This is a genomic window from Thiosulfatimonas sediminis (assembly GCF_011398355.1).
Classification (GTDB): domain Bacteria; phylum Pseudomonadota; class Gammaproteobacteria; order Thiomicrospirales; family Thiomicrospiraceae; genus Thiomicrorhabdus; species Thiomicrorhabdus sediminis_A.
The window spans coordinates 2,390,886-2,416,371 of the sequence record NZ_AP021889.1; the positions used below are offsets into that span (position 1 = coordinate 2,390,886).

Consider the following 25,486-nt stretch of genomic DNA (forward strand, 5'->3'; position numbering starts at 1 on the left):
CTCAAAAATTAAACGCGACGTTTCTTAGGTGGGCGGCATCCGTTGTGTGGAATTGGCGTCACATCAGTGATTGATGTAATTTTAAATCCAACACTGTTTAGACCACGAACGGCTGAATCACGGCCAGGACCTGGGCCCTTAACCATAACATCTACGTTCTTAACACCATATTCTTGAGCCAACTGCCCAGCTTTCTCAGCAGCTACCTGTGCAGCGAACGGAGTACTCTTACGAGAACCACGGAAACCGCTACCACCGGAAGTTGCCCAAGCTAGTGCGTTACCTTGACGGTCAGTAATAGTTACGATCGTGTTATTGAAGCTAGCATGAACGTGCGCAACGGCATCCGTTACGACCTGTTTAGCTTTCTTCTTAACACGTTGATTTGCTTTTGCCATATCTATTCTCGCTACTTAAGCGTTATCTCTTAATTGGTTTGATAGGACCTTTGCGAGTACGTGCATTGGTCTTGGTGCGCTGACCACGTAGTGGTAAGCTGCGACGGTGACGAATACCACGGTAACAACCCATGTCCATCAAACGCTTGATATTCATAGACACTTCACGACGAAGATCCCCTTCAATCGTGTAGTTTGTTACTTCATTACGAAGTAGTTCTAACTGTTCTTCAGTTAGCTCTCGAACTTTCGCAGATGGTTCAATACCAGTTGCTGCACAGATTTTTTTTGCAGAAGTTGAACCAATCCCGTAGATCGAAGTCAATCCAATAACAACATGTTTGTTAACTGGAATGTTTACGCCGGCAATACGAGCCATTTTGCGCTCCCTCTATTTCCATCTACCGAAAAACGTGGGATTATACACGTCTTTCACTATAAATACTAGACAAATAAATAACTGATTTATTTGCCTTTTAATTTCGCTTTTTTCATCATGCCATCATACTGGCTTGACTGCATTTGTGCCTGAACCGAAGTCATGAAATCCATAACGACAATTACGATAATCAATAGAGATGTCCCACCAAAATAGAACGGAACATTCCAATACAGAATTAAAAATTCTGGTAATAAGCACACTGCTGTGATGTAAATCGCCCCAGCCAACGTCAAGCGACCCATAATGCCGTCAATGTGACGAGCCGTCTGTGCGCCTGGACGAATACCTGGAAGATATGCACCAGATTTTCTTAGGTTTTCAGCTGTTTCATTTGGATTGAACACAATCGCGGTGTAGAAGAAACAGAAGAAAATAATTGCAGTCGCGTAGAACAAAATATAAAGCGGTTGACCTGGCGACAAAGTTGTCGCGATGTCCTTCATCCACCCCATACCTTCAGCCGTACCGAACCAACCCCCTAAGGTCGCTGGAAACAGAATGATACTGGAAGCAAAGATTGGTGGAATAACGCCCGCCATATTCAGCTTAAGTGGTAGATGTGACTCTTGACCACCATATAACTTACGACCACGCATTTTTTGAGCATAGTGAACAGGGATACGACGTTGCCCACGTTCAACAAACACTACAAACGCAATAACTGCTGCAATAAGAGCCAGTAAAACGAATACAGTTAACGCATGAAGCGCACCGGTATTCACTTGCTCGAACGTACCCCCTAGCGCACTAGGTAGGCCTGCAACAATCCCTGCAAAAATGATTAAGGAAATACCATTACCGATACCACGTTCGGTAATTTGTTCACCTAACCACATCAGGAAAATTGTACCGGAAACCAACGTTACTACGGCCGTGAGCTTAAAGATAAAGCCTGGGTCAATAACAACTGGCATGCCGTTGATGTTTTGGGATTCAAGTGCAATCGCGACACCTAAAGCTTGGAAAGTCGCAAGTACCACAGTCCCTTGACGAGTGTACTGAGTAATCTTACGACGCCCTGACTCTCCTTCTTTCTTCAGCTGTTCCAATTTAGGTGAAACGACTGTCAAAAGCTGCATAATAATCGCAGCAGAGATGTAAGGCATGATTCCCAATGCAAAAATCGATAAACGCTCAAGGGCACCACCTGAGAACATGTTAAACATGTCCAGGATGGTACCCTTTTGCTGTTCGAACATTGCTGCCAAGGCAATCGGATCAATTGACGGAACGGGAATGTGCGTACCTAAACGGTACACGATAATAGCGCCAAGAACAAAAAGAATCTTGTTCTTTAAACTACTCATTCCGGTTGATGCAATTGAACTTTTCATATAATTAAGCTTCTACCGTGCCACCAGCAGCTTCAATTGCTGCTTTAGCTGCAGCAGTTGTGCGTAGGCCAGAAGTTTTTACCGCTTTAGTGATTTCACCAGAGTTGATAACTTTAACTTCTTTAATTTTATGAGCGACAACTTTTGCTGCAACCAATGCTGGGATATCAATGATTTCCGCATCAATTGAAGCTAAGGTATCAAGACGTACTTCTGCAACGTAAGCGGCTTTACGCGAAGTAAAACCAACTTTAGGTAGACGGCGTTGCAGTGGCATTTGACCACCCTCAAAACCGATGCGCGGCATGCCACCAGAGCGAGACTTCTGCCCTTTGTGACCACGACCACCCATTTTACCCCAGCCAGAACCTTGTCCACGACCAACGCGTTTGGCAACTTTTTTAGCGCCGTCAGCAGGTTTTAAAGTATTTAGTTGCATTTTATGCTTCCTCTACTTTAAGCAAATAGGAAACTTTATTGATCATTCCACGATTTTCTGGAGTATCAATAACGCTTACTGTTTGGTGCATTTTTCTTAGACCAAGACCAGATACACACGCTTTGTGTGCTGGTAAGCGGCCAATGATGCTTTTTACCAGAGTTAATTTAATTTTCTTATCTGACATCTTACTCACCTAGAATTTCTGCTACAGACTTACCACGTTTCGCCGCGATCAATTCAGGGCTAGACATTGAAGTCAAAGCGTTAACAGTAGAACGTACGACGTTTACCGGGCGAGTGGTACCAACGCACTTACAAAGTACGTCATGAACACCTGCAGCTTCAAGAACCGCACGCATCGCACCACCAGCGATTACACCAGTACCCTCAGAAGCAGGTAGCATAACGATGTTCGCTGCACCTTGCTTGTAATTGATTGGGTATTGGATCGTACCACCTTTAAGGGATACGGATTTCATGTTACGACGAGCTTTTTCCATCGCTTTCTTAATTGCGACTGGAACTTCGTTTGCTTTACCACTTCCGTAACCAACTTTACCTTCGCCGTCACCAACAACTGCAAGAGCTGAGAACGCAAAAATACGCCCACCCTTTACAACTTTAGCAACACGACGAATGCCAACTAGTTTCTCGATCAAAGCATCTTGGCCGTCTTGTAATTCATGTGAAGACATAATTTCCTTCCTTTAAAATTCAAGACCGTTTTCACGGGCTGATTCAGCTAATTGTTGAACGCGACCGTGGTATTTGAAACCTGAACGATCAAATGCAACCTTGGTTACACCAGCAGCTTTTGCTTTTTCAGCAACTTTCTGACCAACAACTGCCGCAGCAGATTTGTTTGAACCGTTGCTAATTTCTGATTTAACGTCCGCTTGTACAGTAGAGCTTGAAGCAACAACCGTGTGACCATCTGCAGCAATAACTTGCGCGTAGATGTGTTGCGTAGAACGGTGAATGCACAAACGTGCCACTTTTTGTTCTGCGATACGTGCACGGGTCTTCTTAGCTCTACGAAGACGGGCTGATTTCTTATCCATACTAACTTCCAGCCTTATTTCTTCTTAGCTTCTTTACGTAAAATGCGCTCATCAGCATACTTAACACCTTTGCCTTTGTATGGCTCTGGTGGGCGGTAGCCGCGGATTTCAGCTGCAACTTGACCAACAACTTGCTTATCTGCGCCTTTTACAACAATCTCAGTCTGAGTCGGAGTCTCAACCGTAATCCCTTCAGGAATTGCGTGCTCAACCGGATGCGAGAAACCAAGAGTTAGGTTTAACACTTTACCTTGTGCTGCTGCACGGTAACCAACACCGACAAGCTGTAGACGTTTTTCAAAACCATTTGTCACACCAATAACCATGTTATTGATGATTGCACGTGCTGTACCAGCTTGTGACCAACCTTTTACGAAACCTTCGTTAGGTTGACAGATGACTTGACCGTCTTCAACAGAAACTGATACAGCTTCGTTAAAAGTTTTTGTCAAAGTGTCTTTAGACCCTTTAACAGTTACATTGTTACCATTCACATTGACTTCAACGCCTGCAGGGATAGTAACTGGAGCTTTTGCAATTCTAGACATAATTCAAATCCTTATGCTACGTAGCAAATAACTTCACCACCAACACCGGCAGAGCGCGCTTGATGATCCGTCATAATACCTTTAGAGGTTGAAATCACAGCGATACCTAGACCGCCAATTACGTTTGGTAACTCATCTTTGTTTTTATAAACACGTAGACCTGGACGGCTTACACGTTTAATCATTTCGATTACTGGCTTACCGTCAAAATACTTAAGATCGACAGATAACTCAGGCTTACCATTGTTTTCATTAATGCTGAATGCAGAGATATAACCTTCTTCATTCAAAACTTTAGCAACCGCTGCTTTAACTTTAGATGAAGGCATAATCACGTTCGCGTGACCGGCAATTTGCCCGTTACGGATGCGTGTTAACATATCAGCGATTGGATCAGACATACTCATAGATATTTATCCTTACCAACTAGCTTTTCTTAAACCAGGAACATCACCTTGCATCGTCATTTGACGAAGCATATTACGTGATAAACCAAACTTTCTGTATACACCGTGTGGACGGCCAGTAATACGACAACGGTTACGTTGACGAACGGCAGCACCATCACGAGGCAATTTACTTAATACATCAACTGCATCCATACGATCAGCAAATTCTGTCGTTGGGTTGCTGATGATTTTTTTCAGTTCAGCGCGCTTTGCAGCGTAACGCTCAACCATTTTCGCGCGTTTGACTTCGCGAGCAATCATAGATTTCTTAGCCATTAGAAGACCTCTTATTTCTTGAACGGGAAATTAAAAGCTTCTAAAAGAGCTTTCGCTTCAGCGTTCGTTTTCGCAGTCGTTGTGAAGTTGATGTCCATCCCGCGGATTTTGTCAACTTTCTCAAATACGATTTCTGGGAAAATGATTTGCTCTTTAAGACCCATATTGTAGTTACCACGGCCATCAAACCCTTTTGGATTGATACCACGGAAGTCACGAACACGAGGAAGCGCGATGTTAACTAAACGATCTAGGAATTCGTACATACGCTTACCACGTAATGTCACTTTACAACCTAGAGGGTAACCATCACGAACTTTAAAGCTAGCAACTGATTTACGAGCAAGCGTGCGCATTGCTTTTTGACCAGTAATTGCTTCCATATCCGCAACTGCGTTATCCAGAAGTTTTTTATCGCCAATTGCTTCACCCACACCCATGTTCAAGGTGATTTTGGTTAGCTTTGGCACTTCCATAACGGATTTATAGCCAAATTGTTCTTTCAACTGAAGAACAACTCGTTCTTTGTACTGTTGTTGTAGTCTTGCCATCTCTCTACCCTTTATTAAGCGTCAACCGCTTTTCCAGTAGATTTAAAGAAGCGGATTTTAGCCTCGCCTTCAACTTTATAGCCAATCTTGTCAGCTTTATTCGTTTCTGGGTTAACTAGCGCCACATTTGAAGCATCAATAGGCATTTCTTTAGAAACAATACCACCTTGAACACCAGTCATAGGATTACCTTTGCTGTGCTTTTTAACTAGGTTGATACCATCTACTAATACTTTACCGTTTGCCATAACAGAAGAAACCGAACCACGCTTTCCTTTGTCTTTACCGGCTAGGACGATTACTTCGTCACCTTTTCTTAAACGATTCATTACTTCTTCCTTATAAAACTTCAGGAGCTAATGAAACAATTTTCATAAACTTATCGTTACGTAGCTCACGAGTTACTGGTCCGAAGATACGAGTTCCGATCGGCTCATGCTTCGCATTCAAGATAACGGCAGCGTTACCATCAAATCTGATTTTTGAACCGTCTGGACGACGTACGCCGCTAGCCGTACGAACGACTACTGCATTGTAAACATCACCTTTCTTCACTTTTCCGCGTGGTGCAGCTTCTTTTACACTCACTTTAATCACGTCACCAACGTTGGCATAACGACGGTGCGAACCGCCTAGCACTTTAATACATTGGACGCGGCGTGCTCCGCTGTTATCAGCGACATCAAGCACAGTTTGCATCTGAATCATGGTGGGACTCCATCCATAAATTAAAATTACAAGTAGCACAAAAACCACCGAAAAGTGCAGTCCCAATTTATAAACTGGCTTGCGACTCTAAGGTGGCTTTCGGAAATTGCGCGAATTATATCAACTAATCCACGCAATTGCTAGCAAAAATTAAATTTTCGCTTTTTCGTCAATTTGAACTAAAGTCCATGACTTACTTTTTGAAATTGGTGCTGTTTCAGCAATTGTTACTGTGTCACCGATTCCAGCAGTGTTACCTGCATCATGAGCCATTAGCTTAGTTGAACGTTTAACGAATTTTTTGTACTTTGGGTGTTTGATGAAACGCGCAATTTGAACAACGATAGAGTCGTTCATTTTGTTGCTTACAACAACACCTTGTACGGTACGTGCATTATTCTCTTGACCAGCCATCTTTACTTACTCACTTTTTGACGAATGATGGTTTTAACTCGTGCGATAGTACGACGGACTTTTTTAAGTCCTGCAGAGTTAGATAACTGACCTGTTGAATGTTGCATTCTTAGGTTGAATTGCTCTTTACGAAGTTCTAATAACTCGTTACGCAGCTCTTCAACTGTTTTTTCGTTTAATTCTTTCGCAGTCATCTTACATCACCGTTCTAGTTACAACTTGTGTTTTGAATGGTAGTTTAGCAGCCGCTAAAGCAAACGCTTCGCGAGCTAGAACTTCATTCACACCTTGCATTTCAAATAGGACACGGCCTGGCTGAATTTGAGCAACCCAGTACTCAACTGAACCTTTACCTTTACCCATACGCACTTCAAGTGGTTTGTTAGTAATTGGTTTGTCAGGGAAAACACGAATCCAAATCTTCGCGCCACGTTTTACGTGACGAGTCATAACACGACGACCAGCTTCGATTTGACGTGAAGTCATACGTCCGCGTTCTAGAGCCTTAAGACCGAAATCACCAAAGCTAACTTTGTTCCCAGCTTGCGCTAGACCACGGTTACGACCCTTTTGTACTTTTCTAAATTTTGTACGTTTAGGCATTAACATAGTGAGTTATCCTTTTATTTACGGCCTTTTTTGCCCTTAGAATCATTGCTATCCAGAGCCAGCTTACCAAGCTTCTCACCTTTGAAAATCCACACTTTCACACCGATCTTACCGTAGGTAGTATCCGCTTCATAAGTTGCATAATCAATATCCGCACGGAATGTGTGCAAAGGTACACGACCTTCACGATACCATTCAGCACGAGCAATGTCTGCACCGTTAAGACGACCAGAAACCGTAACTTTGATACCTTCTGCACCAAGACGCATTGCATTCCCTACCGCGCGCTTCATCGCACGACGGAACTGAATACGTTTTTCAAGTTGTTGAGCAATTGATTGCCCAACCAACTTAGCGTCTAGTTCAGGTTTTTTAATTTCTTCGATGTTGATGTTAACTGGCATACCAGTCTTCTTAGAAAGAGACTGCTTTAGCTTTTCAATGTCTTCACCTTTTTTACCAATAACCACACCAGGACGAGCCGTGTGGATCGTGACACGAACACCGTTCGCTACACGTTCGATATTGATAGCAGACACAGAAGCATGACCCAGCTTTTCATTTAATTCTTTACGAATTTCAACATCACTTACTAAGAAGTCAGAATAGTTTTTGCTATCTGCATACCAGCGAGCATTCCAATCTCTAGTAATACCAAGACGAATCCCGACCGGATTTACTTTTTGACCCATTCTGATTCTCCTTATTTCTCGCCCACAGACACGGTTAGGTGACTGGTGCGTTTTAAGATACGGTTACCGCGACCTTTAGCACGAGCGCGCATACGCTTCATGACTGGCCCTTCGTTTACGAAGACAGCAGTGACTGATAACTCATCGATATCCATACCGTTGTTGTTTTCAGCGTTGGCAATTGCAGAGTTCAATACTTTTTTGAACAATGCCGCTGCTTTTTTATCGCTGAACGCAAGGATGTTTACCGCTTGTTCAACATTCTTTCCACGGATTAAGTCAGCGACCAAACGCGCTTTTTGTGGAGAGATACGGGCAAATTTATGTGTTGCACTTACTTGCATCTTGAACTCCTATTAACGTTTCGCTTTCTTATCCGCAGCGTGACCGCGATAATAACGTGTTTGAGAGAATTCACCTAGTTTGTGGCCAACCATGTTTTCGGAAACGTAAACAGGGATGTGCTCTTTACCATTGTGAACGGCAATTGTTAGACCAATCATTTCAGGCAAGATCATCGAACGACGTGACCAAGTCTTGATTGGACGCTTATTACCAGATTCTTGTGCCTCTTCCACCTTTTTATAAAGGTGGTGATCAACAAAAGGTCCTTTTTTAACTGAACGTGGCATCAGTGTCCTTCCTTATTACTTATTTACGGCGGCGTACGATCATGTTATCAGTACGCTTGTTGCTACGAGTCTTCTTACCTTTAGTCGGAACACCCCATGGCGTAACAGGGTTACGACCACCAGAAGTACGACCTTCACCACCACCGTGCGGGTGATCAACCGGGTTCATCGCCACACCACGAACGGTAGGACGAACACCACGCCAGCGCATTGCACCAGCTTTACCGATTTTACGAAGACTGTGTTCTGAGTTACCGACTTCGCCGACTGTTGCTTTACATTCAGCAAGAATCTTACGCAGTTCACCAGAACGTAGCTTAACAAGAACGTAAGCACCGTCTTTACCAGCGATAGACACAGATGCACCGGCTGAACGAGCAATTTGCCCGCCTTTACCAGGACGCATTTCAACATTGTGTACAACAGTACCCACTGGAATGTTACGTAAAGGTAGACAGTTACCTACTTTGATCGAAACATGTTCACCGGCTTCGACAACATCACCAGCTTGCATATTTTTTGCTGCTAGGATGTAAGCACGAGCACCATCAGCATATTTCAATAATGCGATATGCGCTGTACGGTTCGGATCATATTCAAGACGCTCAACCGTTGCAGGAACACCTTCTTTAGAACGTTTGAAATCAACCATACGGTAGTGTTGCTTATGACCACCACCTTGGTGACGAACTGTGATACGACCGTTATTGTTACGACCACCAGATTTCGACTTCTTCTCTAGTAGCGCAGCGTGTGGCTTACCTTTATGCAAAGTAGGCTCAACGATACTTACGACAAAGCGGCGACCCGGAGAAGTCGGTTTTGACTTTTTAATAATTGCCATTATTTAACTCCTTACTCAGCAGCCGCAAAGTCGATTTCTTGACCAGCAACTAGACGCACGATAGCTTTACGCACACCGTTACGACGACCAGCACGACCTTTGAACACTTTGCGCTTACCATTAATGTTAATCATGTTTACAGACTGCACTTTTACACCGAAAAGGGTCTCAACAGCCGCTTTCACTTCTGTTTTTGTTGCAGTTTGCATAACTTTAAACACGTACTGCTCTGATGCATCAGCCATCATCGCTGCTTTTTCAGAAACGTGTGGTGCTAGCAATACACTTAGAATACGCTCTTGATTCATGCTAATTGCTCCTCTAACTGCTTAACTGCACCTTGAGTCATCACAACGGTCTGGAAACCAATTAGGCTTACCGGATCAACTGATGCTGCATCACATACGTCTGCTGCATACAAGTTACGTGCAGAAAGATACAAATACTCGTCAAAACCTTCTGTTACAACCAGTGCATCAGAGACGTTTAGTTGTGCAAGTTTTGCTTTAAATTCTTTTGTCTTAGGGGCATCAATTTTGAAATCATCAACCACAACTAGGCGACCAGAACGATTAAGCTCAGCAATAATCGAACGCATCGCACCGCGATACATCTTCTTATTTACTTTTTGAGAAAAATCACGGTTGTGACCTGGGAATGCACGACCACCGCCAACCCATACCGGGCTACGAGTCGTACCGGCACGCGCACGGCCAGTCCCTTTTTGACGCCATGGCTTAGCTCCGCCACCGCTTACCGCTGCGCGGTTCTTTTGACCTTTAGTACCAGAACGACCGGCATTCATGTATGCAGTCACTACTTGGTGAACCAAAGATTCATTAAATTCAACAGCAAAAAGAGCATCAGAAACTGAAACAGTCCCGTTTTCTTTACCTGTTGCTAGTTCAATAACATTTAAATCCATCGTGCCCACCTTACTTCACAGCTTTACGAACAATAACTGTACCGTTCTTAGCACCTGGGACCGCACCACGAATTAGTAATAATCCGTTTTCTGCATCCACTTTGACCAAGTCTAAGTTCAGGGTTGTTTGACGTACAGCACCCATGTGTCCAGACATTTTCTTACCTTTGAAAACGCGACCTGGAGTCTGGTTTTGACCGATAGAACCGTTTGAACGGTGAGACAATGAGTTACCGTGAGTCGCATCTTGCATACGGAAGTTGTGACGCTTAATACCACCTTGGAAACCTTTACCTTTGGTAGTACCCGTCACATCTACCACTGCGATGTCGTTAAAACGCTCAACAGTTAGCTCAGAACCGATTTCTAGTCCTTCGATATCCGCAGCATCTGCACGGAATTCCCAAAGACCTTCACCTGCTTCAACACCTGCTTTCGCAAAGTGACCAGCTGCAGGCTTGTTTACACGACCAGCGTGCACAGTACCAGTTGTTACCTGGATAGCAGAATAACCATCTGTGTCAATCGTTTTGATTTGAGTGATGCGATTCGGGTTTACTTGTACTACAGTAACCGGAGTCGAAACACCTTCATCGTTGAAAACACGAGTCATTCCGATTTTTTTACCAATGATACCAATACTCATATCATTAACCTCATTATTATAAATCTGTCAGTCATTACGATTGATGACTAACCGAACAATTGCTTAGTGCAATTCAAGTTGTACGTCAACACCAGCAGCCAAATCTAGTTTCATCAGGGCATCAACTGTTTTATCAGTTGGGTCAACGATGTCTAGCAGACGTTTGTGAGTACGAAGTTCGTACTGATCACGCGCGTCTTTATTGACGTGTGGAGAGACTAAAACTGTGAAACGCTCTTTACGCGTCGGCATTGGGATCGGACCACGAACCTGTGCACCAGTACGCTTTGCAGTTTCCGTAATCTCGCGCGCAGACTGATCGATCAGACGGTGATCGAATGCCTTTAAGCGGATACGAATGTTTTGAGTCGCCATAATATTTCTCTCAAACTGTTGATTAGAAAAACAAGCAATAAAAATTTGCTTGCAAACCAAGGTCGCGAATTATACCAGTCTTTTTTTTTAAAAACAACTATTTAGCACACAACAAAAAAGGGAGCCAAAGCTCCCTTTTTTGATACCGATATTGCTAACGCAAAATCTTTCGCGATTACGCTAGGATTTTTGCTACAACACCTGCACCAACAGTACGACCACCTTCACGGATTGCGAAACGTAGACCTTCTGACATTGCGATCGGGTTGATCAATTCAATTGTCATCTGTACGTTATCACCAGGCATAACCATCTCAATACCTTCTGGCAATTGACATGCACCTGTTACATCCGTTGTACGGAAGTAAAACTGTGGGCGGTAACCGTTGAAGAATGGCGTATGACGACCACCTTCATCTTTTGATAGTACGTAGATTTCTGACTCAAATTTAGTGTGCGGCTTAACCGAACCTTTGTGAGCTAGAACTTGACCACGCTCGATGTCTTCACGCTTTGTACCACGTAGTAGAATACCTACGTTATCCCCTGCTTCACCTTGGTCAAGCAGTTTACGGAACATTTCAACACCGGTTACTGTCGTCTCTTGAGTATCACGGATACCAACGATTTCAACTGTCTCACCAACTTTGATGATACCTGTCTCGATACGTCCTGTTGCTACCGTTCCACGACCTTGGATAGAGAAGATATCTTCTACTGGCATTAGGAATGGCTTGTCTGTTTCACGAGTCGGCTCTGGGATGTAGCTGTCTAGCGCGTCAACCAATTCACCAATCTTAGCAACGTAAGCTTCGTCACCTTCGATTGCTTTTAGAGCAGAACCGATAATGACTGGCGTGTCGTCACCTGGGAAGTCGTATTCGTCAAGAAGCTCACGGATTTCCATCTCGACTAGCTCTAGTAGCTCTTCGTCATCAACCATGTCTGCTTTGTTTAGGAATACAACGATGTATGGTACACCAACCTGACGTGATAGCAGGATGTGCTCACGCGTCTGTGGCATCGGGCCATCTGCTGCTGAACATACTAGGATTGCACCGTCCATCTGTGCCGCACCGGTGATCATGTTTTTAACATAATCCGCGTGTCCTGGGCAGTCAACGTGCGCGTAGTGACGAGCCGCTGACTCGTATTCTACGTGGGCAGTTGAAATCGTGATACCACGCTCACGCTCTTCTGGAGCGTTGTCGATTGAACCGTAATCTTTAACGTCGCCACCGAATTTCGCACCTTGTACGATTGTTAGTGCCGCAGTAAGAGTTGTCTTACCATGGTCAACGTGACCGATAGTACCTACGTTTACGTGCGGTTTCGAACGTTCAAACTTTGCTTTTGCCATTAGTAAATTACCTTTGTTAAAAGCGGCTTATCGCCGCTCTAGTTTAAAAGTGAAATAAAAATTTAGTCGCCTTTCTTAGACGCTGCAATAATTTCTTCTTGAATATTGCGAGGTGCTTCAGAATACTTCTGGAACTCCATGCTGTAAGAAGCACGACCTTGCGTTAGTGAACGCATTTGGTTTGAGTAACCGAACATTTCTGAAAGCGGTACGTCTGCCTTAACAGACTTACCAGTCGGGATGTCATCCATTGCGTTAATCATACCACGGCGACGGTTAAGGTCACCGATGATGTCACCCATGTACTCTTCAGGAGTCGTTACTTCAACCTTCATAATCGGCTCAAGAACAACAGCGCCTGCGTTGCCAACAGCGTTCTTAACACCCATCGATGCAGCAACTTGGAACGCCATCTCGTTCGAGTCAACATCATGGTAAGAACCATCGATCAACTCAACGGTTACATCAACCATTGGGTAACCAGCGATAACACCCGCTTCTAACTGAAGACGCGCGCCTTTTTCTACCGCACCGATGTATTCTTTCGGAACCGTACCACCGACAACTGAGTTAATGAACTTAAAGCCTGCATTCTCTTCAGAAGGACGAACTTTAAAGACAACGTGACCATATTGACCACGACCACCAGACTGGCGTACAAATTTACCATGCGCTTCAACTTCCTTGCGGATCGTTTCACGGTAAGAAACTTGCGGTGCACCAATGTTGGCTTCAACTTTAAATTCACGACGCATACGATCAACGATGATATCCAGGTGAAGCTCACCCATACCAGAGATGATTGTTTGGTTCGTTTCTTCATCAGTGTGAACACGGAAAGACGGATCTTCTGCAGCTAGTTTACCTAGCGCAATACCCATTTTCTCTTGGTCAGCTTTGGTTTTTGGCTCGATCGCAATCGAAATTACTGGCTCAGGGAATTCCATACGCTCAAGGATAACTGGGTTATCGATATCACATAAAGTATCACCTGTTGTTGTGTCTTTTAGACCCACCGCACAAGCGATCTCACCAGCACGCACTTCTTTGATCTCTTCACGAGAGTTAGAGTGCATCTGCAGAATACGACCAACACGTTCTTTTTTGCCTTTAACAGTATTCATAACAGGCGAACCTGCGCCTAGAACACCCGAATAAACACGGAAGAACGTCAAAGTACCGACATAAGGATCGGTCATGATTTTGAACGCTAGCGCAGCGAAAGGCTCATCATCAGTAGAGTGACGCTCAACTGGCGTACCGTCTTCTAATTCACCTTTAATTGCAGGTACATCCGTTGGTGCTGGCATGTAATCCAAAACACCATCCAGCAGTGTTTGCACACCCTTGTTTTTGAAAGATGAACCACAGAACATTGGCACGATTTCAACCGCGATACAACGCTGACGAATACCCGCCTTGATCTCTTCTTCGGTCAAATCACCTTCTTCAAGGTATTTATCCATCAACTCTTCAGTTGCTTCCGCCGCCGCTTCAACCAATTTTTCACGCCATTCTTGCGCTAAATCGACCATATCAGCTGGGATGTCTTCATAGGTAAACTTCATACCCATGTTCTCTTCTTCCCAGTAGATGGCTTGCATCTTAACTAGGTCGACGATACCACGGAATGTCTCTTCAGCACCGATAGGCAACTGTACTGGCACAGGCGTTGCACCAAGACGGTCAACAACCATTTTACAAACGTTTAAAAAGTTTGCACCGGCACGGTCCATCTTGTTGACGTAACCCATACGAGGTACGCCGTACTTATCTGCTTGACGCCATACTGTTTCAGACTGTGGCTCAACACCAGATACAGAACAGAAACAGGTAACAGCACCATCAAGTACACGTAGAGAACGTTCTACTTCAATTGTGAAGTCAACGTGTCCAGGGGTATCGATAATGTTAATACGGTGCTGCGGATAGTTCTTCGCCATCCCACTCCAGAAAGCGGTAGTCGCTGCAGAAGTGATAGTAATACCACGTTCCTGCTCTTGCTCCATCCAGTCCATAGTTGCAGCACCGTCATGTACTTCACCGATTTTGTGAGAAACACCGGTGTAGTAAAGAATACGTTCAGTTGTTGTTGTTTTACCCGCGTCGATGTGGGCCATGATACCGATATTACGGTATTGTTCTAAAGGGGTTTTACGTGCCACTTTAATTAACCTTTCAGTTTAAACCAAAAATAAAGGCCCTTAAAAAGGGCCTCCATTAGCAGATGATTACCAACGGAAATGAGAGAAGGCTTTGTTTGCCTCTGCCATTCTATGGGTATCTTCTTTCTTCTTAACTGCTGAACCACGACCTTCTAAAGCGTCACCCAGTTCACCAGCAAGACGAAGCATCATCCCTTTTTCGCTGCGCTTACGAGAAGCATCAACGATCCAACGCATAGCGAGAGCCAGTTTACGCTCTGGACGAACTTCAACAGGTACTTGGTATGTTGCACCACCAACGCGGCGAGATTTAACCTCAACCATTGGTCCGACAGCTTCAAGCGCGTCTCTTAACAACTCCGCTTGCTGACCACCGTTTTTACGTTCAACTACAATATCTAGCGCATCGTAAACAATTTTCTCAGCTACAGCTTTTTTGCCGCTAACCATAATCATATTAACGAATTTCGTTAACGTAATATCTCCAAACTTCGGATCAGGTAGTACCTGACGCTTTGGAATTTCTCTTCTTCTTGCCATTCTTAACTCTTCCGGTATAAATGTAACACTAAACTTGCAAAACGTATGTTAAGGAATAATCAGATTATTTCTTCGGACGCTTCGCACCGTACTTAGAACGACCTTGTTTACGATTAGCAACACCGGCACAATCAAGTGCGCCACGAACTGTGTGATAACGTACACCAGGCAAATCTTTAACACGACCACCACGGATAAGAATAACCGAGTGCTCTTGCAGGTTATGACCTTCACCACCAATATAGGAAGCAACTTCATAGCCGTTTGTTAAACGTACACGCGCAACTTTACGTAGAGCAGAGTTTGGCTTTTTAGGGGTTGTTGTATAAACACGCGTACAAACACCACGACGTTGAGGACAAGCCTGTAACGCAGCTACGTTTGAAACTTTACGCTTATCTTTACGCGGCTTACGCACCAACTGGTTAATAGTAGCCATTCAATTTCTCCAAATTTGAGATTTACTCTTACACATAAACGAAGCTGTAGGCCTAAAAAATAGACCTACGTATAAGGAAAGCGAATTTTAGAGAGGTCAATTCAATAAGTCAAGCCTTAACTGCTTGAATTTATTAAATTACTCCTCAATCGGCTGTTCTTCGCCCACCATGACTTCCAGCAACTCGGCGCTGATAGTTTCTTCTTCAGCTACCATCGGTTGATCCGCGTTCAAGAATGCCTTGAGTTCTGCCGCTGACTTCTCTTGGGCACTACGGCGTGCTTTATGATAAGCAAAACCAGTACCCGCAGGAATCAAGCGACCCACAATAACGTTCTCTTTCAAACCAACCAGGGTATCGCGCTTACCAGAAACTGCGGCTTCAGTAAGAACACGCGTTGTCTCTTGGAAAGACGCTGCCGAAATAAACGACTCAGTCGCCAACGACGCTTTAGTGATACCAAGAAGAACGCGCTCATAAGACGCTTCAACCTTGCCTTCTTCACGGGCTTTTTCATTTAAACCAAGCACTTTTGAGTATTCTGCTTGCTCACCACGAATCAGTCCGGTATCACCAGAGGACTTAACTTCAACTTTACGCAACATCTGACGAACAATTGTCTCGATATGCTTATCGTTAATCTTAACCCCTTGTAGACGGTAAACATCTTGCACTTCGTCAACGATGTATTCCGCTAATTTTTCAACACCCAATAGGCGTAGGATATCGTGTGGATTTGGGTTACCCTCAACCACAACATCCCCTTTCTCAACACGCTCACCTTCGAACACGCTGACGGTACGCCACTTAGGAATCAATGTCTCATACACTTCACCACTGTCTTGGGTGATCATTAGACGCTGCTTGCCTTTGGTCTCTTTACCGAAGCCAATAACGCCCGGCACTTCCGCCATAATTGAAGGTTCTTTTGGCTGACGCGCTTCAAACAAGTCTGCAACGCGCGGTAGACCCCCGGTAATATCCTTGTTTTTCGAAGACGCTTGTGGAATACGCGCTAATACGTCCCCGCGACCGACTTTTGCATTTGCCTGAACGATAACAATCGAGTTTTCTGGCAAATAGTACATCGCCGGAGTTTGCGTCCCTGGGAAACAAACTGCGTCGCCTTTCTCGTCCACGATTTCAATGTAAGGACGAATATCCTTAGCAATCGAAGCACGTTCTTTCGCATCTTTCACGACACGAGAAGTCAAACCAGTGACTTCATCCAGACGCTCTTCAACCGTTCCGTCGAAGTTACCGAAGTGAATCATACCTTCCGCTTCAGTTACGATCGGATGCGTGTGCGGATCCCAATTAGCAAGTACATCGCCCGCTTTCAGCGCGCCGCCGTCTTGTGTATTTAGGATAGCACCGTAGTTGATTTTATAACGCTCTTGCTCACGTCCTGACAAATCCATCAAAGACACTTCACCAGAACGCGAAGTCACAACAATCTGTCCTTCCGAGTTTGTCAGGGTTTTCATATTGAAGTATTTAACATGGCCTTCATGCTTAACTTCAATCGAACTTTGCGCCGCTGAGCCGGATGCGGTACCACCGATGTGGAAGGTACGCATGGTTAGCTGAGTACCTGGCTCACCGATCGACTGCGCCGCCATAACACCGACTGCTTCACCCATGTTCACCAACTGCCCACGAGCCAAATCACGACCGTAACATTGTTGACAGATACCGAAACGGGTTTCACACGTCATTGGCGAACGCACCAATACATGGTCAATACCACTTAAATCGATTAGATTCGCTAACTTCTCATCAATCAGCGACCCTTTTTCGATCAGTAACTCACCTTTAATCGTCATCACGTCTTCAGCTGTTACACGACCCAATACGCGGTCACGTAGAGACTCAATGATGTCACCACCTTCAACGTGTGCCGTCATGTTAATACCCGTATCGGTACCACAGTCGGTTTCAGTCACAACCACATCCTGTGCAACATCAACCAGACGACGAGTTAGGTAACCGGAGTTAGCGGTTTTCAGTGCCGTATCCGCAAGACCTTTACGGGCACCGTGCGTTGAGATGAAGTACTGCAATACGTTTAGACCTTCACGGAAGTTAGCCGTGATCGGGGTCTCGATGATCGAACCATCTGGTTTCGCCATCAGACCACGCATCCCACCCAACTGACGCATCTGCGCAACGCTACCACGAGCGCCCGAGTCCGCCATCATGTATACCGAGTTAAATGAGGTCTGCTTATGCGAGTTACCGTCTTTATCAACCACAGTTTCGTGTTGCAACTCTTCCATCATTGACTTGGTTACCAACTCATTGGTATGTGACCAAATATCAACAACTTTGTTGTAACGCTCACCTTCGGTAACAAGACCTTGTGAGAACTGGTTTTGAATCTCTTCAACCTGCTTATCCGCACGTTCGATAATGCCCGCTTTCGAATCCGGAATTAACATATCATCCGAACAGAATGATAGACCCGCAAGCGTAGACCATTTGAAACCGGCATACATTAATTGGTCAGCGAAGATAACCGTCTCTTTCGGCCCCAATTTACGGTAACACTCGTTTAGTACTTTGGAGATGTTCTTCTTTGTCAGGTTAACGTTGATCATGTCATAGCTAAGGCCACGCGGCAGAATGCGACTCAATAGCGCACGGCCAACCGTCGTATCAACAATACGCGTACTAACGCTTTCTACGCCTTCTTCATCAATGACCGCCTCATCAACACGCAATTTAATCTTCGCATGCAATTCAACAACCTTAGCACCCAAAGCACGCTCTGCTTCCTGCCAGTTGGCGAACACCATGCCTTCGCCCTTACCGTTGATACGATCACGCGAAATATAGTACAGACCCAGAACAACGTCCTGCGACGGAACAATAATAGGGTCACCGTTGGCCGGTGACAGCAAGTTATTGGTCGACATCATTAATGTACGTGCTTCTAACTGAGCTTCTAGCGATAAAGGTACGTGTACGGCCATCTGGTCACCATCGAAGTCGGCGTTGAATGCCGAGCAAACCAATGGGTGCAAGTTAATCGCTTTACCTTCAATCAATACCGGTTCAAACGCTTGAATACCTAAACGGTGAAGTGTCGGTGCACGGTTCAACAGAATCGGGTGTTCGCGGATAACTTCATCCAACACATCCCATACTTCCGGCAGACTCATCTCAACCATCTTCTTGGCCGCTTTAATCGTTGGCGCTAAACCGCGTTTTTGCAGACGGCTGAAAATGAACGGCTTAAACAGTTCCAATGCCATTTTCTTCGGTAGACCGCACTGGTGCAGACGCAGTGTCGGGCCAACCACGATAACCGAACGACCAGAGTAGTCAACACGCTTACCAAGTAAGTTTTGACGGAAACGACCTTGCTTACCTTTAATCATATCCGCAAGTGATTTCAACTGGCGCTTATTAGTACCCGTTACCGCACGACCGCGACGACCGTTATCTAACAAAGAGTCAACCGACTCTTGCAGCATACGTTTTTCATTACGCACGATAATGTCCGGCGCCATCAGATCTAACAGACGCTTTAGACGGTTATTACGGTTAATAACACGACGGTAAAGATCGTTCAAATCCGAGGTCGCAAAACGACCACCATCCAGTGGAACCAACGGACGTAACTCAGGCGGTAGAACCGGCAATACGTCAAGAATCATCCACTCTGGCTTGTTACCAGATTGCAAGAAAGACTCAATCAATTTCAAACGCTTAGACAACTTCTTCTGCTTGGTTTCCGAACTGGTGTTATCCATCTCGGTACGCAGATGCTCTGCTTCGTATTCCAAATCAATTGCTTGTAGCATTTTCTTGATCGCTTCCGCGCCCATCATTGCTTCAAACTCATCGCCATGTTCTTCTAGCGCATCGAAATACTCTTCTTCAGACAGTAACTGCCAAGGTTCAAGAGGCGTTAAACCTGGGTCTGTTACCATAAACGCTTCAAAGTAAAGAACCGCTTCAATCTCTTTTAATGTCATGTCCAACATCAAACCGATACGTGACGGTAGCGATTTCAAGAACCAAATGTGGGCAACAGAAGTTGCTAGGTCGATGTGACCCATACGCTCGCGACGCACCTTAGATTGCGTAACTTCAACACCACATTTTTCACAGATCACACCACGGTGCTTTAAGCGCTTGTACTTACCGCACAAGCATTCAAAGTCGCGGATAGGTCCGAAAATTTTGGCACAAAACAGACCATCACGCTCTGGCTTAAAGGTACGGTAGTTGATGGTTTCAGGCTTCTTCACTTCGCCGTAAGACCATGAACGAATCTTTTCTGGGGAAGCAAGGGTTACCTTAATTGCATCAAAATCACTCGATACGTTCTGCTTTTTCAGAAAACCAATTAAATCTCTCATTACTCTTGCTCCAACTCAATATCAATACCTAGGGCGCGAATCTCTTTGCGCAGTACGCTGAACGACTCCGGCATACCAGGTTCCATATATTCGTTACCATCAACAATGTTTTTATACATTTTGGTACGACCGTTCAAGTCATCCGACTTAACCGTTAGCATTTCCTGTAGCGTGAAGGCAGCACCATAAGCTTCCAGTGCCCACACCTCCATCTCTCCGAAACGCTGACCACCAAACTGCGCTTTACCACCCAACGGCTGCTGTGTAACCAACGAGTAAGGCCCGGTTGAACGCGCGTGCATTTTGTCATCAACCAAGTGATTCAGTTTCAGATAGTACATATAACCGACAGTTACCGGACGATCGAACTGTTCACCTGTAAGACCGTCAAACAACACCATCTGACCAGACTCTGGCAAATCAGCCAAACGCAGCAATGCTTTGATCTGCCCTTCTGAAGCACCGTCAAATACTGGCGAAGCCAAAGGAACGCCCTTACGCAGATTCCCTGCCAACTCCAGAATCTCATTGTCGCTGAAACTATCTAAGTCAACTTGTTGACCTTGGGTTTCGTTATAAATCTTATGCAAGAAAGCACGGATTTCTTGAATGTCTTGCTGCTGCTGCAACATCGCATTGATTTTAGAACCCAAACCTTCCGCTGCTAGACCTAAGTGAACCTCTAGAATCTGACCAACGTTCATACGCGATGGTACACCCAGTGGGTTCAGACAGATATCGACTGGACGACCGGTTTCATCGAACGGCATATCTTCAACTGGCGCGATACGCGAGATAACACCTTTGTTACCGTGACGACCCGCCATTTTGTCACCTGGCTGAATACGACGCTTGATTGCAACGTAAACCTTAACCATTTTCGAAACACCCGGTGCCAAATCATCACCTTGAGTCAGTTTCTTACGCTTCTCTTCATACGCTTCGTCATACGCTTTACGCTTGTCTTTAAGCTGGGTTTCCGCCATCTCAAGCTGCAACATGACATCTGCATCTTTAACATTCAGACCAAACCAACGATTGGCAGGAACCGTTTGCAGGAAAGACTCATCAATTTGCGTACCATCAACCAATGAATGTCCCATCAGTAGCGTACGCAGACGCCCCAATGTATCCGCTTCAAGAATTTTGTACTGTTCGTTGATGTCTTTACGAATTTGCGCCAATTCTTCTTCTTGAATCGCCATCGCACGCGCATCTTTTTCCACGCCTTCGCGAGTGAACACCTGAACGTCAATAACCGTCCCTTCAACACCCTTGGTAACACGAAGAGAAGTATCTTTAACATCAGACGCTTTCTCACCAAAAATGGCGCGTAACAGTTTCTCTTCCGGCGTCAGCTGAGTCTCACCTTTTGGCGTCACTTTACCAACCAGAATGTCGCCCTGCTTCACTTCTGCACCGACTTGAACGATACCGCAGTCATCAAGACGCGCTAATGCAGACTCACCGACGTTTGGAATATCGGCGGTAATTTCTTCCGGCCCAAGCTTAGTATCACGAGCCAAACAAGTTAACTCTTCGATGTGAATTGTTGTGTAACGATCCTGCTGCACCACACGCTCAGAAACCAAAATCGAGTCTTCGAAGTTGTAACCGTTCCAAGGCATAAAGGCGATACGCATATTCTGACCAAGAGCCAATTCACCCAAGTCGGTCGAAGGACCATCTGCCATGACATCGCCACGGCGTACAATGTCACCGGCTTTAACGACTGGACGTTGGTTAATACAGGTGTTCTGGTTAGAACGCTGGTATTTAACCAAGTTATAAATATCAACACCCGACTCACCGGCAGCAATTTCATCCTGATTAACACGCACCACGATACGTGCCGAATCGGACGATAAAATCTCACCGCCACGCTCAGCTACCACAGTAACACCTGAGTCAATCGCAACGGTCTTCTCGATACCAGTACCAACCAATGGTTTTTCTGCGCGCAGACATGGAACCGCCTGACGTTGCATGTTGGCACCCATTAGGGCACGGTTAGCATCATCATGCTCAAGGAACGGAATCAAGGCCGCCGCCACCGATACGATCTGCTTCGGCGAAACGTCCATATAGTCGATATCCGCAGAAGACGACAACGTAAATTCGTTTTGGTGACGTGCTGAAATCAGACCATCAACAAACTTACCGTTTGCATCAAGATTCGCAGACGCCTGTGCAATAACGAACTGTGCTTCATCAATCGCTGAAACATATTCGATTTCCTCAGTCACCTTACCGTCAATTACTTTGCGGTACGGGGTTTCCAAGAAGCCATATTCATTGGTTTTAGCGTAAATCGCCAAGGTATTAATCAGACCGATGTTCGGCCCTTCTGGCGTTTCAATCGGACAAACACGACCGTAATGGGTCGGGTGAACGTCACGCACCTCAAAACCTGCACGCTCACGCGTCAAACCACCTGGCCCTAAAGCAGAAACACGACGCTTGTGCGTCACTTCCGACAGCGGGTTAACTTGGTCCATGAACTGCGACAATTGCGAAGAACCGAAGAACTCTTTAATTGCAGCAGAAACTGGCTTAGCATTAATCAAATCTTGTGGCATCAAGCCATCTGATTCAGCTTGATTCAAACGCTCCTTAACGGCACGTTCAACACGCACTAGACCGACACGGAAAGCGTTCTCAGCCATTTCACCAACCGCACGAATACGACGGTTACCAAGCGTATCAATATCATCAATGGTGCTGTGACCATTACGGATATTGATTAATTCACGCACCACATCAACGATATCTTGGTTTTCAAGTACAACGCTACCATCGTTTTCATTGCGACCAAGACGACGGTTTAATTTCATGCGGCCAACTGCAGATAAGTCATAACGTGACTCATCAAAGAACAAGCTGGAGAATAGCGCTTGCGAAGACTCTTGTGTTGGTGGCTCACCTGGACGCATCATGCGATAAATTTCCATCTGCGCTTCGGTTTGCGAAGTGGTGCTGTCCAAGTTTAGCGTATCGGAAATGTAAGGACCGTTTTCCAACTCATCGATATAAAGAATCTTGATTGAGGTGCCTGTCATGTTAGAGACCTTAGCAACCGTTTCAGCCGTTAGAATCTCATTCGTACGTGCAACCAACTCACCGGTATTTTCGTCAATAATTCCTGAAGCCAGAACTTTACCAACCAAGTAATCAACAGGTACTTCAATTTTATCAACGCCAGACTGCTCAACCAGCTTAACTGTACGCGCTGTAACTTTCTTGCCAGCTTCGCACAAAACCTCACCGTTATGCGCCAACTCAAATGGCATATCCATGCCCTTAAATTGGTTGATATCCAGTTTCATTTTGAACGCGTTCTTAGTGATTTCAATGACATTGGCGTCAAAGAAATGCGCCAAAATCTCTTCATTACTGTAACCCATGGCACGTAACAAAATAGACACTGGTAGCTTACGACGACGGTCGATACGCGTGAATAGACAATCGTTATGGTCAAATTCAAAATCCAACCAAGAACCACGGTAAGGAATAATGCGCGCATTAAACAATAATTTACCAGACGAGTGAGACTTACCTTTATCACTATCAAAGATAACCCCTGGCGAACGGTGTAACTGAGTCACGATAACACGCTCAGTACCGTTAATAACAAAGGTTCCGTTATCCGTCATCAGCGGAATATCGCCTAAATAAACTTCCTGTTCTTTCATGTCCTTAACCGGACGCTTACCAACTGGCGCATCACGATCATAAATGACTAAACGCATTTTTACGCGTAGCGGTGCGGCATAGGTCACGCCACGTTGCTTACACTCTTTAACGTCAAATTCAGGCTGCCCCATGTAGTAACTAACGTACTCAAGGTCGGCTGTACCCGCTACACCTTCAATTGGGAAAACTGACATGAATGCCGCATGCAAACCCATATTTAGGCGCTCGGATGGCTTCTTATCAATTTGTAAAAATTCATGGAAAGAGCCTTTTTGCAAAGACAGCAAATAAGGAACTTCAAGAATCGATGGGCGCGTCGCAAAATCCTTACGGACGCGTTTCTTTTCAGTTAAAGAGTAAGTCATCGTTAACCTCGACGATAAAGATTGTCAGGAAGATCAGACCTCAGGGCCTGGGGTACAATCAGTTACGGAATAAATGCATAAAACTGTGGTAGCTTTTATTAAAAAGTTATCAACAGATTACTAACACACTTTTACACACTGTTAAAACAACAAAAGGCCGGCGTTAAAAACACCAGCCATTTTGCAGCTGAGAATCAGCTTCGCGTCAAAATTATTTAACTTCGACGTTGATACCAGCATCTTTAAGGTCTTTAGCCATTGCTTCAGCTTCTGCCTTAGAAATACCTTCTTTAAGCGTGAAAGGAGCACCTTCAACGGCTTCTTTCGCTTCTTTAAGACCTAGACCAGTTGCACCACGAACTGCTTTGATCGCTGCAACTTTGTTGTCGCCTGCAGAAACTAGAACTACGTCAAATTCAGTTTTCTCTTCAACTGCTTCAGCCGCTGCTGCTGGACCAGCAGAAACCATTGCTGCTGCAGAAACACCAAATTTTTCTTCCATTGCTGAAACTAGCTCAACAACTTCCATGATAGACATGTTAGCAACTGCTTCTAAAATATCGTCTCTTGATACAGACATCGTAATCTCCAAAAATAAATCGTAATAAATTCAAAAATAATAAAAAAACGGGGCTTACGCTTCTTCTTTTTGTTCTTTGACCGCTGCAAGAGCGCGAGCAAGTTTTGCAACAGGCTCTTTCATAACAAATAGAAGTTTTGCTACCGCTTCGTCGTAAGTAGGTAGAGCTGCGATTTGAGCTGTGTAGCTCGCATCCATACAACCTTCACCGATAGACAATGAACGCACAACCAGTTTGTCGTTTGTCTTAGCGAAACCTTGTAAAACGCGTGCTGCGTTACCAAGCTCTTCACCAGAGAAAGCGTAAACTAGTGGACCTGTAAAGGTATCCGCCATATCTTCGAACTTAGTACCTTTAACCGCAAGACGTGCAAGCGTGTTTTTAACAACACGGATTTGTACGTTTGATTTGCGTGCTTCGATACGAAGTTTAGTTAGTTGCTCTACAGTCAAACCACGATATTCAGCGGCAACCATTGAACCAGCGCCTGCAGCAATTGCAGCAACTTCTTCAATGACTTGCTTTTTACCTTGAATATTGAGTGCCATATAACCTCCAAAACAGTTTGATAGTGGCCTATCAAACCAGTCCATCTGCGTAGGCTTATTAACTATTAAGAGTGCGCC

At 44.9% G+C, this 25,486-nt stretch carries 32 protein-coding genes; all 32 read right to left on the reverse strand.

Annotated elements, in window-relative coordinates:
* Positions 1–8: 8 nt before the first annotated feature.
* The 32 genes from rpsK to rplJ all read right to left on the reverse strand — a co-directional run bounded on the left by rpsK (position 9) and on the right by rplJ (position 25,408).
* Entirely contained in the window at positions 9–398 is a 390-nt protein-coding gene (gene rpsK, locus HRR27_RS11190; protein WP_173273851.1) for a 30S ribosomal protein S11, read from the reverse strand.
* 22 nt (positions 399–420) lie between these two features.
* Positions 421–777 carry a 30S ribosomal protein S13 gene (rpsM, locus tag HRR27_RS11195; protein ID WP_173273853.1) on the reverse strand — a complete coding sequence of 119 codons (357 nt, stop codon included), beginning with the start codon at positions 775–777 and terminating at the stop codon, positions 421–423.
* Positions 778–863: 86 nt separating this feature from the next.
* Positions 864–2,174, reverse strand: coding sequence for a preprotein translocase subunit SecY (gene secY, locus HRR27_RS11200; protein ID WP_173273855.1), 1,311 nt, complete (start codon positions 2,172–2,174; stop codon positions 864–866).
* 4 nt (positions 2,175–2,178) lie between these two features.
* Entirely contained in the window at positions 2,179–2,613 is a 435-nt protein-coding gene (rplO, locus tag HRR27_RS11205) for a 50S ribosomal protein L15 (RefSeq protein WP_173273857.1), read from the reverse strand.
* A gap of 1 nt (position 2,614) precedes the next feature.
* Positions 2,615–2,800 (reverse strand): 50S ribosomal protein L30, encoded by a 186-nt coding sequence (rpmD, locus tag HRR27_RS11210; protein ID WP_173273859.1) that lies wholly within the window; start codon positions 2,798–2,800, stop codon positions 2,615–2,617.
* Between the two features lies 1 nt (position 2,801).
* Complete coding sequence (gene rpsE, locus HRR27_RS11215) at positions 2,802–3,311, reverse strand: 30S ribosomal protein S5 (protein ID WP_173273861.1); 510 nt, start codon at positions 3,309–3,311, stop codon at positions 2,802–2,804.
* A 12-nt stretch (positions 3,312–3,323) separates the two neighbouring features.
* On the reverse strand, positions 3,324–3,677 hold the full coding sequence (gene rplR / locus HRR27_RS11220) for a 50S ribosomal protein L18 (RefSeq protein ID WP_173273863.1): 354 nt from the start codon (positions 3,675–3,677) through the stop codon (positions 3,324–3,326).
* A gap of 14 nt (positions 3,678–3,691) precedes the next feature.
* A complete protein-coding gene (gene rplF, locus HRR27_RS11225; protein WP_173273865.1) occupies positions 3,692–4,225 on the reverse strand; it encodes a 50S ribosomal protein L6 in 534 nt (177 codons plus the stop codon).
* A gap of 11 nt (positions 4,226–4,236) precedes the next feature.
* Complete coding sequence (gene rpsH, locus HRR27_RS11230; RefSeq protein WP_173273867.1) at positions 4,237–4,632, reverse strand: 30S ribosomal protein S8; 396 nt, start codon at positions 4,630–4,632, stop codon at positions 4,237–4,239.
* 12 nt (positions 4,633–4,644) lie between these two features.
* A complete protein-coding gene (gene rpsN, locus HRR27_RS11235) occupies positions 4,645–4,950 on the reverse strand; it encodes a 30S ribosomal protein S14 (RefSeq protein ID WP_173273870.1) in 306 nt (101 codons plus the stop codon).
* An 11-nt stretch (positions 4,951–4,961) separates the two neighbouring features.
* Complete coding sequence (gene rplE, locus HRR27_RS11240; protein ID WP_173273872.1) at positions 4,962–5,501, reverse strand: 50S ribosomal protein L5; 540 nt, start codon at positions 5,499–5,501, stop codon at positions 4,962–4,964.
* 14 nt (positions 5,502–5,515) lie between these two features.
* Positions 5,516–5,830: a 50S ribosomal protein L24 gene (gene rplX, locus HRR27_RS11245; RefSeq protein WP_173273874.1), complete on the reverse strand. Its 315-nt coding sequence runs from the start codon at positions 5,828–5,830 to the stop codon at positions 5,516–5,518.
* A 10-nt stretch (positions 5,831–5,840) separates the two neighbouring features.
* Entirely contained in the window at positions 5,841–6,209 is a 369-nt protein-coding gene (rplN, locus tag HRR27_RS11250; RefSeq protein ID WP_173273876.1) for a 50S ribosomal protein L14, read from the reverse strand.
* 150 nt (positions 6,210–6,359) lie between these two features.
* Positions 6,360–6,623, reverse strand: a complete 264-nt coding sequence (gene rpsQ / locus HRR27_RS11255) for a 30S ribosomal protein S17 (RefSeq protein WP_173273878.1) — start codon at positions 6,621–6,623, stop codon at positions 6,360–6,362.
* Positions 6,624–6,625: 2 nt separating this feature from the next.
* The gene (rpmC, locus tag HRR27_RS11260) at positions 6,626–6,817 is read right to left on the reverse strand and encodes a 50S ribosomal protein L29 (RefSeq protein WP_173273880.1); all 192 of its coding nucleotides are present in this window, start codon (positions 6,815–6,817) and stop codon (positions 6,626–6,628) included.
* 1 nt (position 6,818) lies between these two features.
* The gene (rplP, locus tag HRR27_RS11265; protein WP_173273882.1) at positions 6,819–7,232 is read right to left on the reverse strand and encodes a 50S ribosomal protein L16; all 414 of its coding nucleotides are present in this window, start codon (positions 7,230–7,232) and stop codon (positions 6,819–6,821) included.
* A gap of 14 nt (positions 7,233–7,246) precedes the next feature.
* Positions 7,247–7,924, reverse strand: coding sequence for a 30S ribosomal protein S3 (gene rpsC, locus HRR27_RS11270; RefSeq protein ID WP_173273884.1), 678 nt, complete (start codon positions 7,922–7,924; stop codon positions 7,247–7,249).
* A gap of 11 nt (positions 7,925–7,935) precedes the next feature.
* Positions 7,936–8,268 carry a 50S ribosomal protein L22 gene (rplV, locus tag HRR27_RS11275; RefSeq protein ID WP_173273886.1) on the reverse strand — a complete coding sequence of 111 codons (333 nt, stop codon included), beginning with the start codon at positions 8,266–8,268 and terminating at the stop codon, positions 7,936–7,938.
* Positions 8,269–8,280: 12 nt separating this feature from the next.
* Positions 8,281–8,556, reverse strand: coding sequence for a 30S ribosomal protein S19 (gene rpsS, locus HRR27_RS11280; protein ID WP_173273888.1), 276 nt, complete (start codon positions 8,554–8,556; stop codon positions 8,281–8,283).
* A gap of 19 nt (positions 8,557–8,575) precedes the next feature.
* On the reverse strand, positions 8,576–9,400 hold the full coding sequence (gene rplB, locus HRR27_RS11285; RefSeq protein ID WP_173273890.1) for a 50S ribosomal protein L2: 825 nt from the start codon (positions 9,398–9,400) through the stop codon (positions 8,576–8,578).
* Positions 9,401–9,411: 11 nt separating this feature from the next.
* Positions 9,412–9,708, reverse strand: a complete 297-nt coding sequence (gene rplW / locus HRR27_RS11290) for a 50S ribosomal protein L23 (protein WP_173273892.1) — start codon at positions 9,706–9,708, stop codon at positions 9,412–9,414.
* Positions 9,705–10,325 carry a 50S ribosomal protein L4 gene (rplD, locus tag HRR27_RS11295; protein ID WP_173273894.1) on the reverse strand — a complete coding sequence of 207 codons (621 nt, stop codon included), beginning with the start codon at positions 10,323–10,325 and terminating at the stop codon, positions 9,705–9,707. The genes rplW and rplD overlap by 4 nt, the downstream gene beginning before the upstream one ends.
* 10 nt (positions 10,326–10,335) lie before the next feature.
* A complete protein-coding gene (gene rplC, locus HRR27_RS11300; RefSeq protein ID WP_173273896.1) occupies positions 10,336–10,971 on the reverse strand; it encodes a 50S ribosomal protein L3 in 636 nt (211 codons plus the stop codon).
* A 63-nt stretch (positions 10,972–11,034) separates the two neighbouring features.
* Positions 11,035–11,346 carry a 30S ribosomal protein S10 gene (gene rpsJ, locus HRR27_RS11305; RefSeq protein WP_173273898.1) on the reverse strand — a complete coding sequence of 104 codons (312 nt, stop codon included), beginning with the start codon at positions 11,344–11,346 and terminating at the stop codon, positions 11,035–11,037.
* Positions 11,347–11,521: 175 nt separating this feature from the next.
* Positions 11,522–12,706, reverse strand: a complete 1,185-nt coding sequence (gene tuf / locus HRR27_RS11310; RefSeq protein ID WP_173273900.1) for an elongation factor Tu — start codon at positions 12,704–12,706, stop codon at positions 11,522–11,524.
* Positions 12,707–12,768: 62 nt separating this feature from the next.
* Positions 12,769–14,871 carry an elongation factor G gene (gene fusA, locus HRR27_RS11315; protein ID WP_173273902.1) on the reverse strand — a complete coding sequence of 701 codons (2,103 nt, stop codon included), beginning with the start codon at positions 14,869–14,871 and terminating at the stop codon, positions 12,769–12,771.
* 66 nt (positions 14,872–14,937) lie between these two features.
* The gene (gene rpsG, locus HRR27_RS11320) at positions 14,938–15,411 is read right to left on the reverse strand and encodes a 30S ribosomal protein S7 (RefSeq protein WP_173273904.1); all 474 of its coding nucleotides are present in this window, start codon (positions 15,409–15,411) and stop codon (positions 14,938–14,940) included.
* Positions 15,412–15,475: 64 nt separating this feature from the next.
* Entirely contained in the window at positions 15,476–15,850 is a 375-nt protein-coding gene (gene rpsL / locus HRR27_RS11325; RefSeq protein ID WP_173273907.1) for a 30S ribosomal protein S12, read from the reverse strand.
* A 138-nt stretch (positions 15,851–15,988) separates the two neighbouring features.
* The gene (rpoC, locus tag HRR27_RS11330) at positions 15,989–20,221 is read right to left on the reverse strand and encodes a DNA-directed RNA polymerase subunit beta' (protein ID WP_173273908.1); all 4,233 of its coding nucleotides are present in this window, start codon (positions 20,219–20,221) and stop codon (positions 15,989–15,991) included.
* Positions 20,221–24,279 (reverse strand): DNA-directed RNA polymerase subunit beta, encoded by a 4,059-nt coding sequence (gene rpoB, locus HRR27_RS11335; RefSeq protein ID WP_173273909.1) that lies wholly within the window; start codon positions 24,277–24,279, stop codon positions 20,221–20,223. Before rpoB ends, rpoC begins: the two co-directional genes overlap by 1 nt.
* A gap of 211 nt (positions 24,280–24,490) precedes the next feature.
* On the reverse strand, positions 24,491–24,859 hold the full coding sequence (gene rplL / locus HRR27_RS11340; protein ID WP_173273910.1) for a 50S ribosomal protein L7/L12: 369 nt from the start codon (positions 24,857–24,859) through the stop codon (positions 24,491–24,493).
* 54 nt (positions 24,860–24,913) lie between these two features.
* A complete protein-coding gene (gene rplJ / locus HRR27_RS11345) occupies positions 24,914–25,408 on the reverse strand; it encodes a 50S ribosomal protein L10 (RefSeq protein ID WP_173273911.1) in 495 nt (164 codons plus the stop codon).
* Between the last annotated feature and the right edge of the window lie 78 nt (positions 25,409–25,486).

Excerpts from the sequence above, each read along its gene's own strand:
- rpsK (WP_173273851.1), bottom strand. The coding sequence starts at position 398 with ATGGCAAAAGCAAATCAACGTGTTAAGAAGAAAGCTAAACAGGTCGTA.
- rpsM (WP_173273853.1), bottom strand. The coding sequence starts at position 777 with ATGGCTCGTATTGCCGGCGTAAACATTCCAGTTAACAAACATGTTGTT.
- secY (WP_173273855.1), bottom strand. The coding sequence starts at position 2,174 with ATGAAAAGTTCAATTGCATCAACCGGAATGAGTAGTTTAAAGAACAAG.
- rplO (WP_173273857.1), bottom strand. The coding sequence starts at position 2,613 with ATGCAACTAAATACTTTAAAACCTGCTGACGGCGCTAAAAAAGTTGCC.
- rpmD (WP_173273859.1), bottom strand. The coding sequence starts at position 2,800 with ATGTCAGATAAGAAAATTAAATTAACTCTGGTAAAAAGCATCATTGGC.
- rpsE (WP_173273861.1), bottom strand. The coding sequence starts at position 3,311 with ATGTCTTCACATGAATTACAAGACGGCCAAGATGCTTTGATCGAGAAA.
- rplR (WP_173273863.1), bottom strand. The coding sequence starts at position 3,677 with ATGGATAAGAAATCAGCCCGTCTTCGTAGAGCTAAGAAGACCCGTGCA.
- rplF (WP_173273865.1), bottom strand. The coding sequence starts at position 4,225 with ATGTCTAGAATTGCAAAAGCTCCAGTTACTATCCCTGCAGGCGTTGAA.
- rpsH (WP_173273867.1), bottom strand. The coding sequence starts at position 4,632 with ATGAGTATGTCTGATCCAATCGCTGATATGTTAACACGCATCCGTAAC.
- rpsN (WP_173273870.1), bottom strand. The coding sequence starts at position 4,950 with ATGGCTAAGAAATCTATGATTGCTCGCGAAGTCAAACGCGCGAAAATG.
- rplE (WP_173273872.1), bottom strand. The coding sequence starts at position 5,501 with ATGGCAAGACTACAACAACAGTACAAAGAACGAGTTGTTCTTCAGTTG.
- rplX (WP_173273874.1), bottom strand. The coding sequence starts at position 5,830 with ATGAATCGTTTAAGAAAAGGTGACGAAGTAATCGTCCTAGCCGGTAAA.
- rplN (WP_173273876.1), bottom strand. The coding sequence starts at position 6,209 with ATGATTCAGATGCAAACTGTGCTTGATGTCGCTGATAACAGCGGAGCA.
- rpsQ (WP_173273878.1), bottom strand. The coding sequence starts at position 6,623 with ATGGCTGGTCAAGAGAATAATGCACGTACCGTACAAGGTGTTGTTGTA.
- rpmC (WP_173273880.1), bottom strand. The coding sequence starts at position 6,817 with ATGACTGCGAAAGAATTAAACGAAAAAACAGTTGAAGAGCTGCGTAAC.
- rplP (WP_173273882.1), bottom strand. The coding sequence starts at position 7,232 with ATGTTAATGCCTAAACGTACAAAATTTAGAAAAGTACAAAAGGGTCGT.
- rpsC (WP_173273884.1), bottom strand. The coding sequence starts at position 7,924 with ATGGGTCAAAAAGTAAATCCGGTCGGGATTCGTCTTGGTATTACTAGA.
- rplV (WP_173273886.1), bottom strand. The coding sequence starts at position 8,268 with ATGCAAGTAAGTGCAACACATAAATTTGCCCGTATCTCTCCACAAAAA.
- rpsS (WP_173273888.1), bottom strand. The coding sequence starts at position 8,556 with ATGCCACGTTCAGTTAAAAAAGGACCTTTTGTTGATCACCACCTTTAT.
- rplB (WP_173273890.1), bottom strand. The coding sequence starts at position 9,400 with ATGGCAATTATTAAAAAGTCAAAACCGACTTCTCCGGGTCGCCGCTTT.
- rplW (WP_173273892.1), bottom strand. The coding sequence starts at position 9,708 with ATGAATCAAGAGCGTATTCTAAGTGTATTGCTAGCACCACACGTTTCT.
- rplD (WP_173273894.1), bottom strand. The coding sequence starts at position 10,325 with ATGGATTTAAATGTTATTGAACTAGCAACAGGTAAAGAAAACGGGACT.
- rplC (WP_173273896.1), bottom strand. The coding sequence starts at position 10,971 with ATGAGTATTGGTATCATTGGTAAAAAAATCGGAATGACTCGTGTTTTC.
- rpsJ (WP_173273898.1), bottom strand. The coding sequence starts at position 11,346 with ATGGCGACTCAAAACATTCGTATCCGCTTAAAGGCATTCGATCACCGT.
- tuf (WP_173273900.1), bottom strand. The coding sequence starts at position 12,706 with ATGGCAAAAGCAAAGTTTGAACGTTCGAAACCGCACGTAAACGTAGGT.
- rpsG (WP_173273904.1), bottom strand. The coding sequence starts at position 15,411 with ATGGCAAGAAGAAGAGAAATTCCAAAGCGTCAGGTACTACCTGATCCG.
- rpsL (WP_173273907.1), bottom strand. The coding sequence starts at position 15,850 with ATGGCTACTATTAACCAGTTGGTGCGTAAGCCGCGTAAAGATAAGCGT.
- rpoC (WP_173273908.1), bottom strand. The coding sequence starts at position 20,221 with ATGAGAGATTTAATTGGTTTTCTGAAAAAGCAGAACGTATCGAGTGAT.
- rpoB (WP_173273909.1), bottom strand. The coding sequence starts at position 24,279 with ATGACTTACTCTTTAACTGAAAAGAAACGCGTCCGTAAGGATTTTGCG.
- rplL (WP_173273910.1), bottom strand. The coding sequence starts at position 24,859 with ATGTCTGTATCAAGAGACGATATTTTAGAAGCAGTTGCTAACATGTCT.
- rplJ (WP_173273911.1), bottom strand. The coding sequence starts at position 25,408 with ATGGCACTCAATATTCAAGGTAAAAAGCAAGTCATTGAAGAAGTTGCT.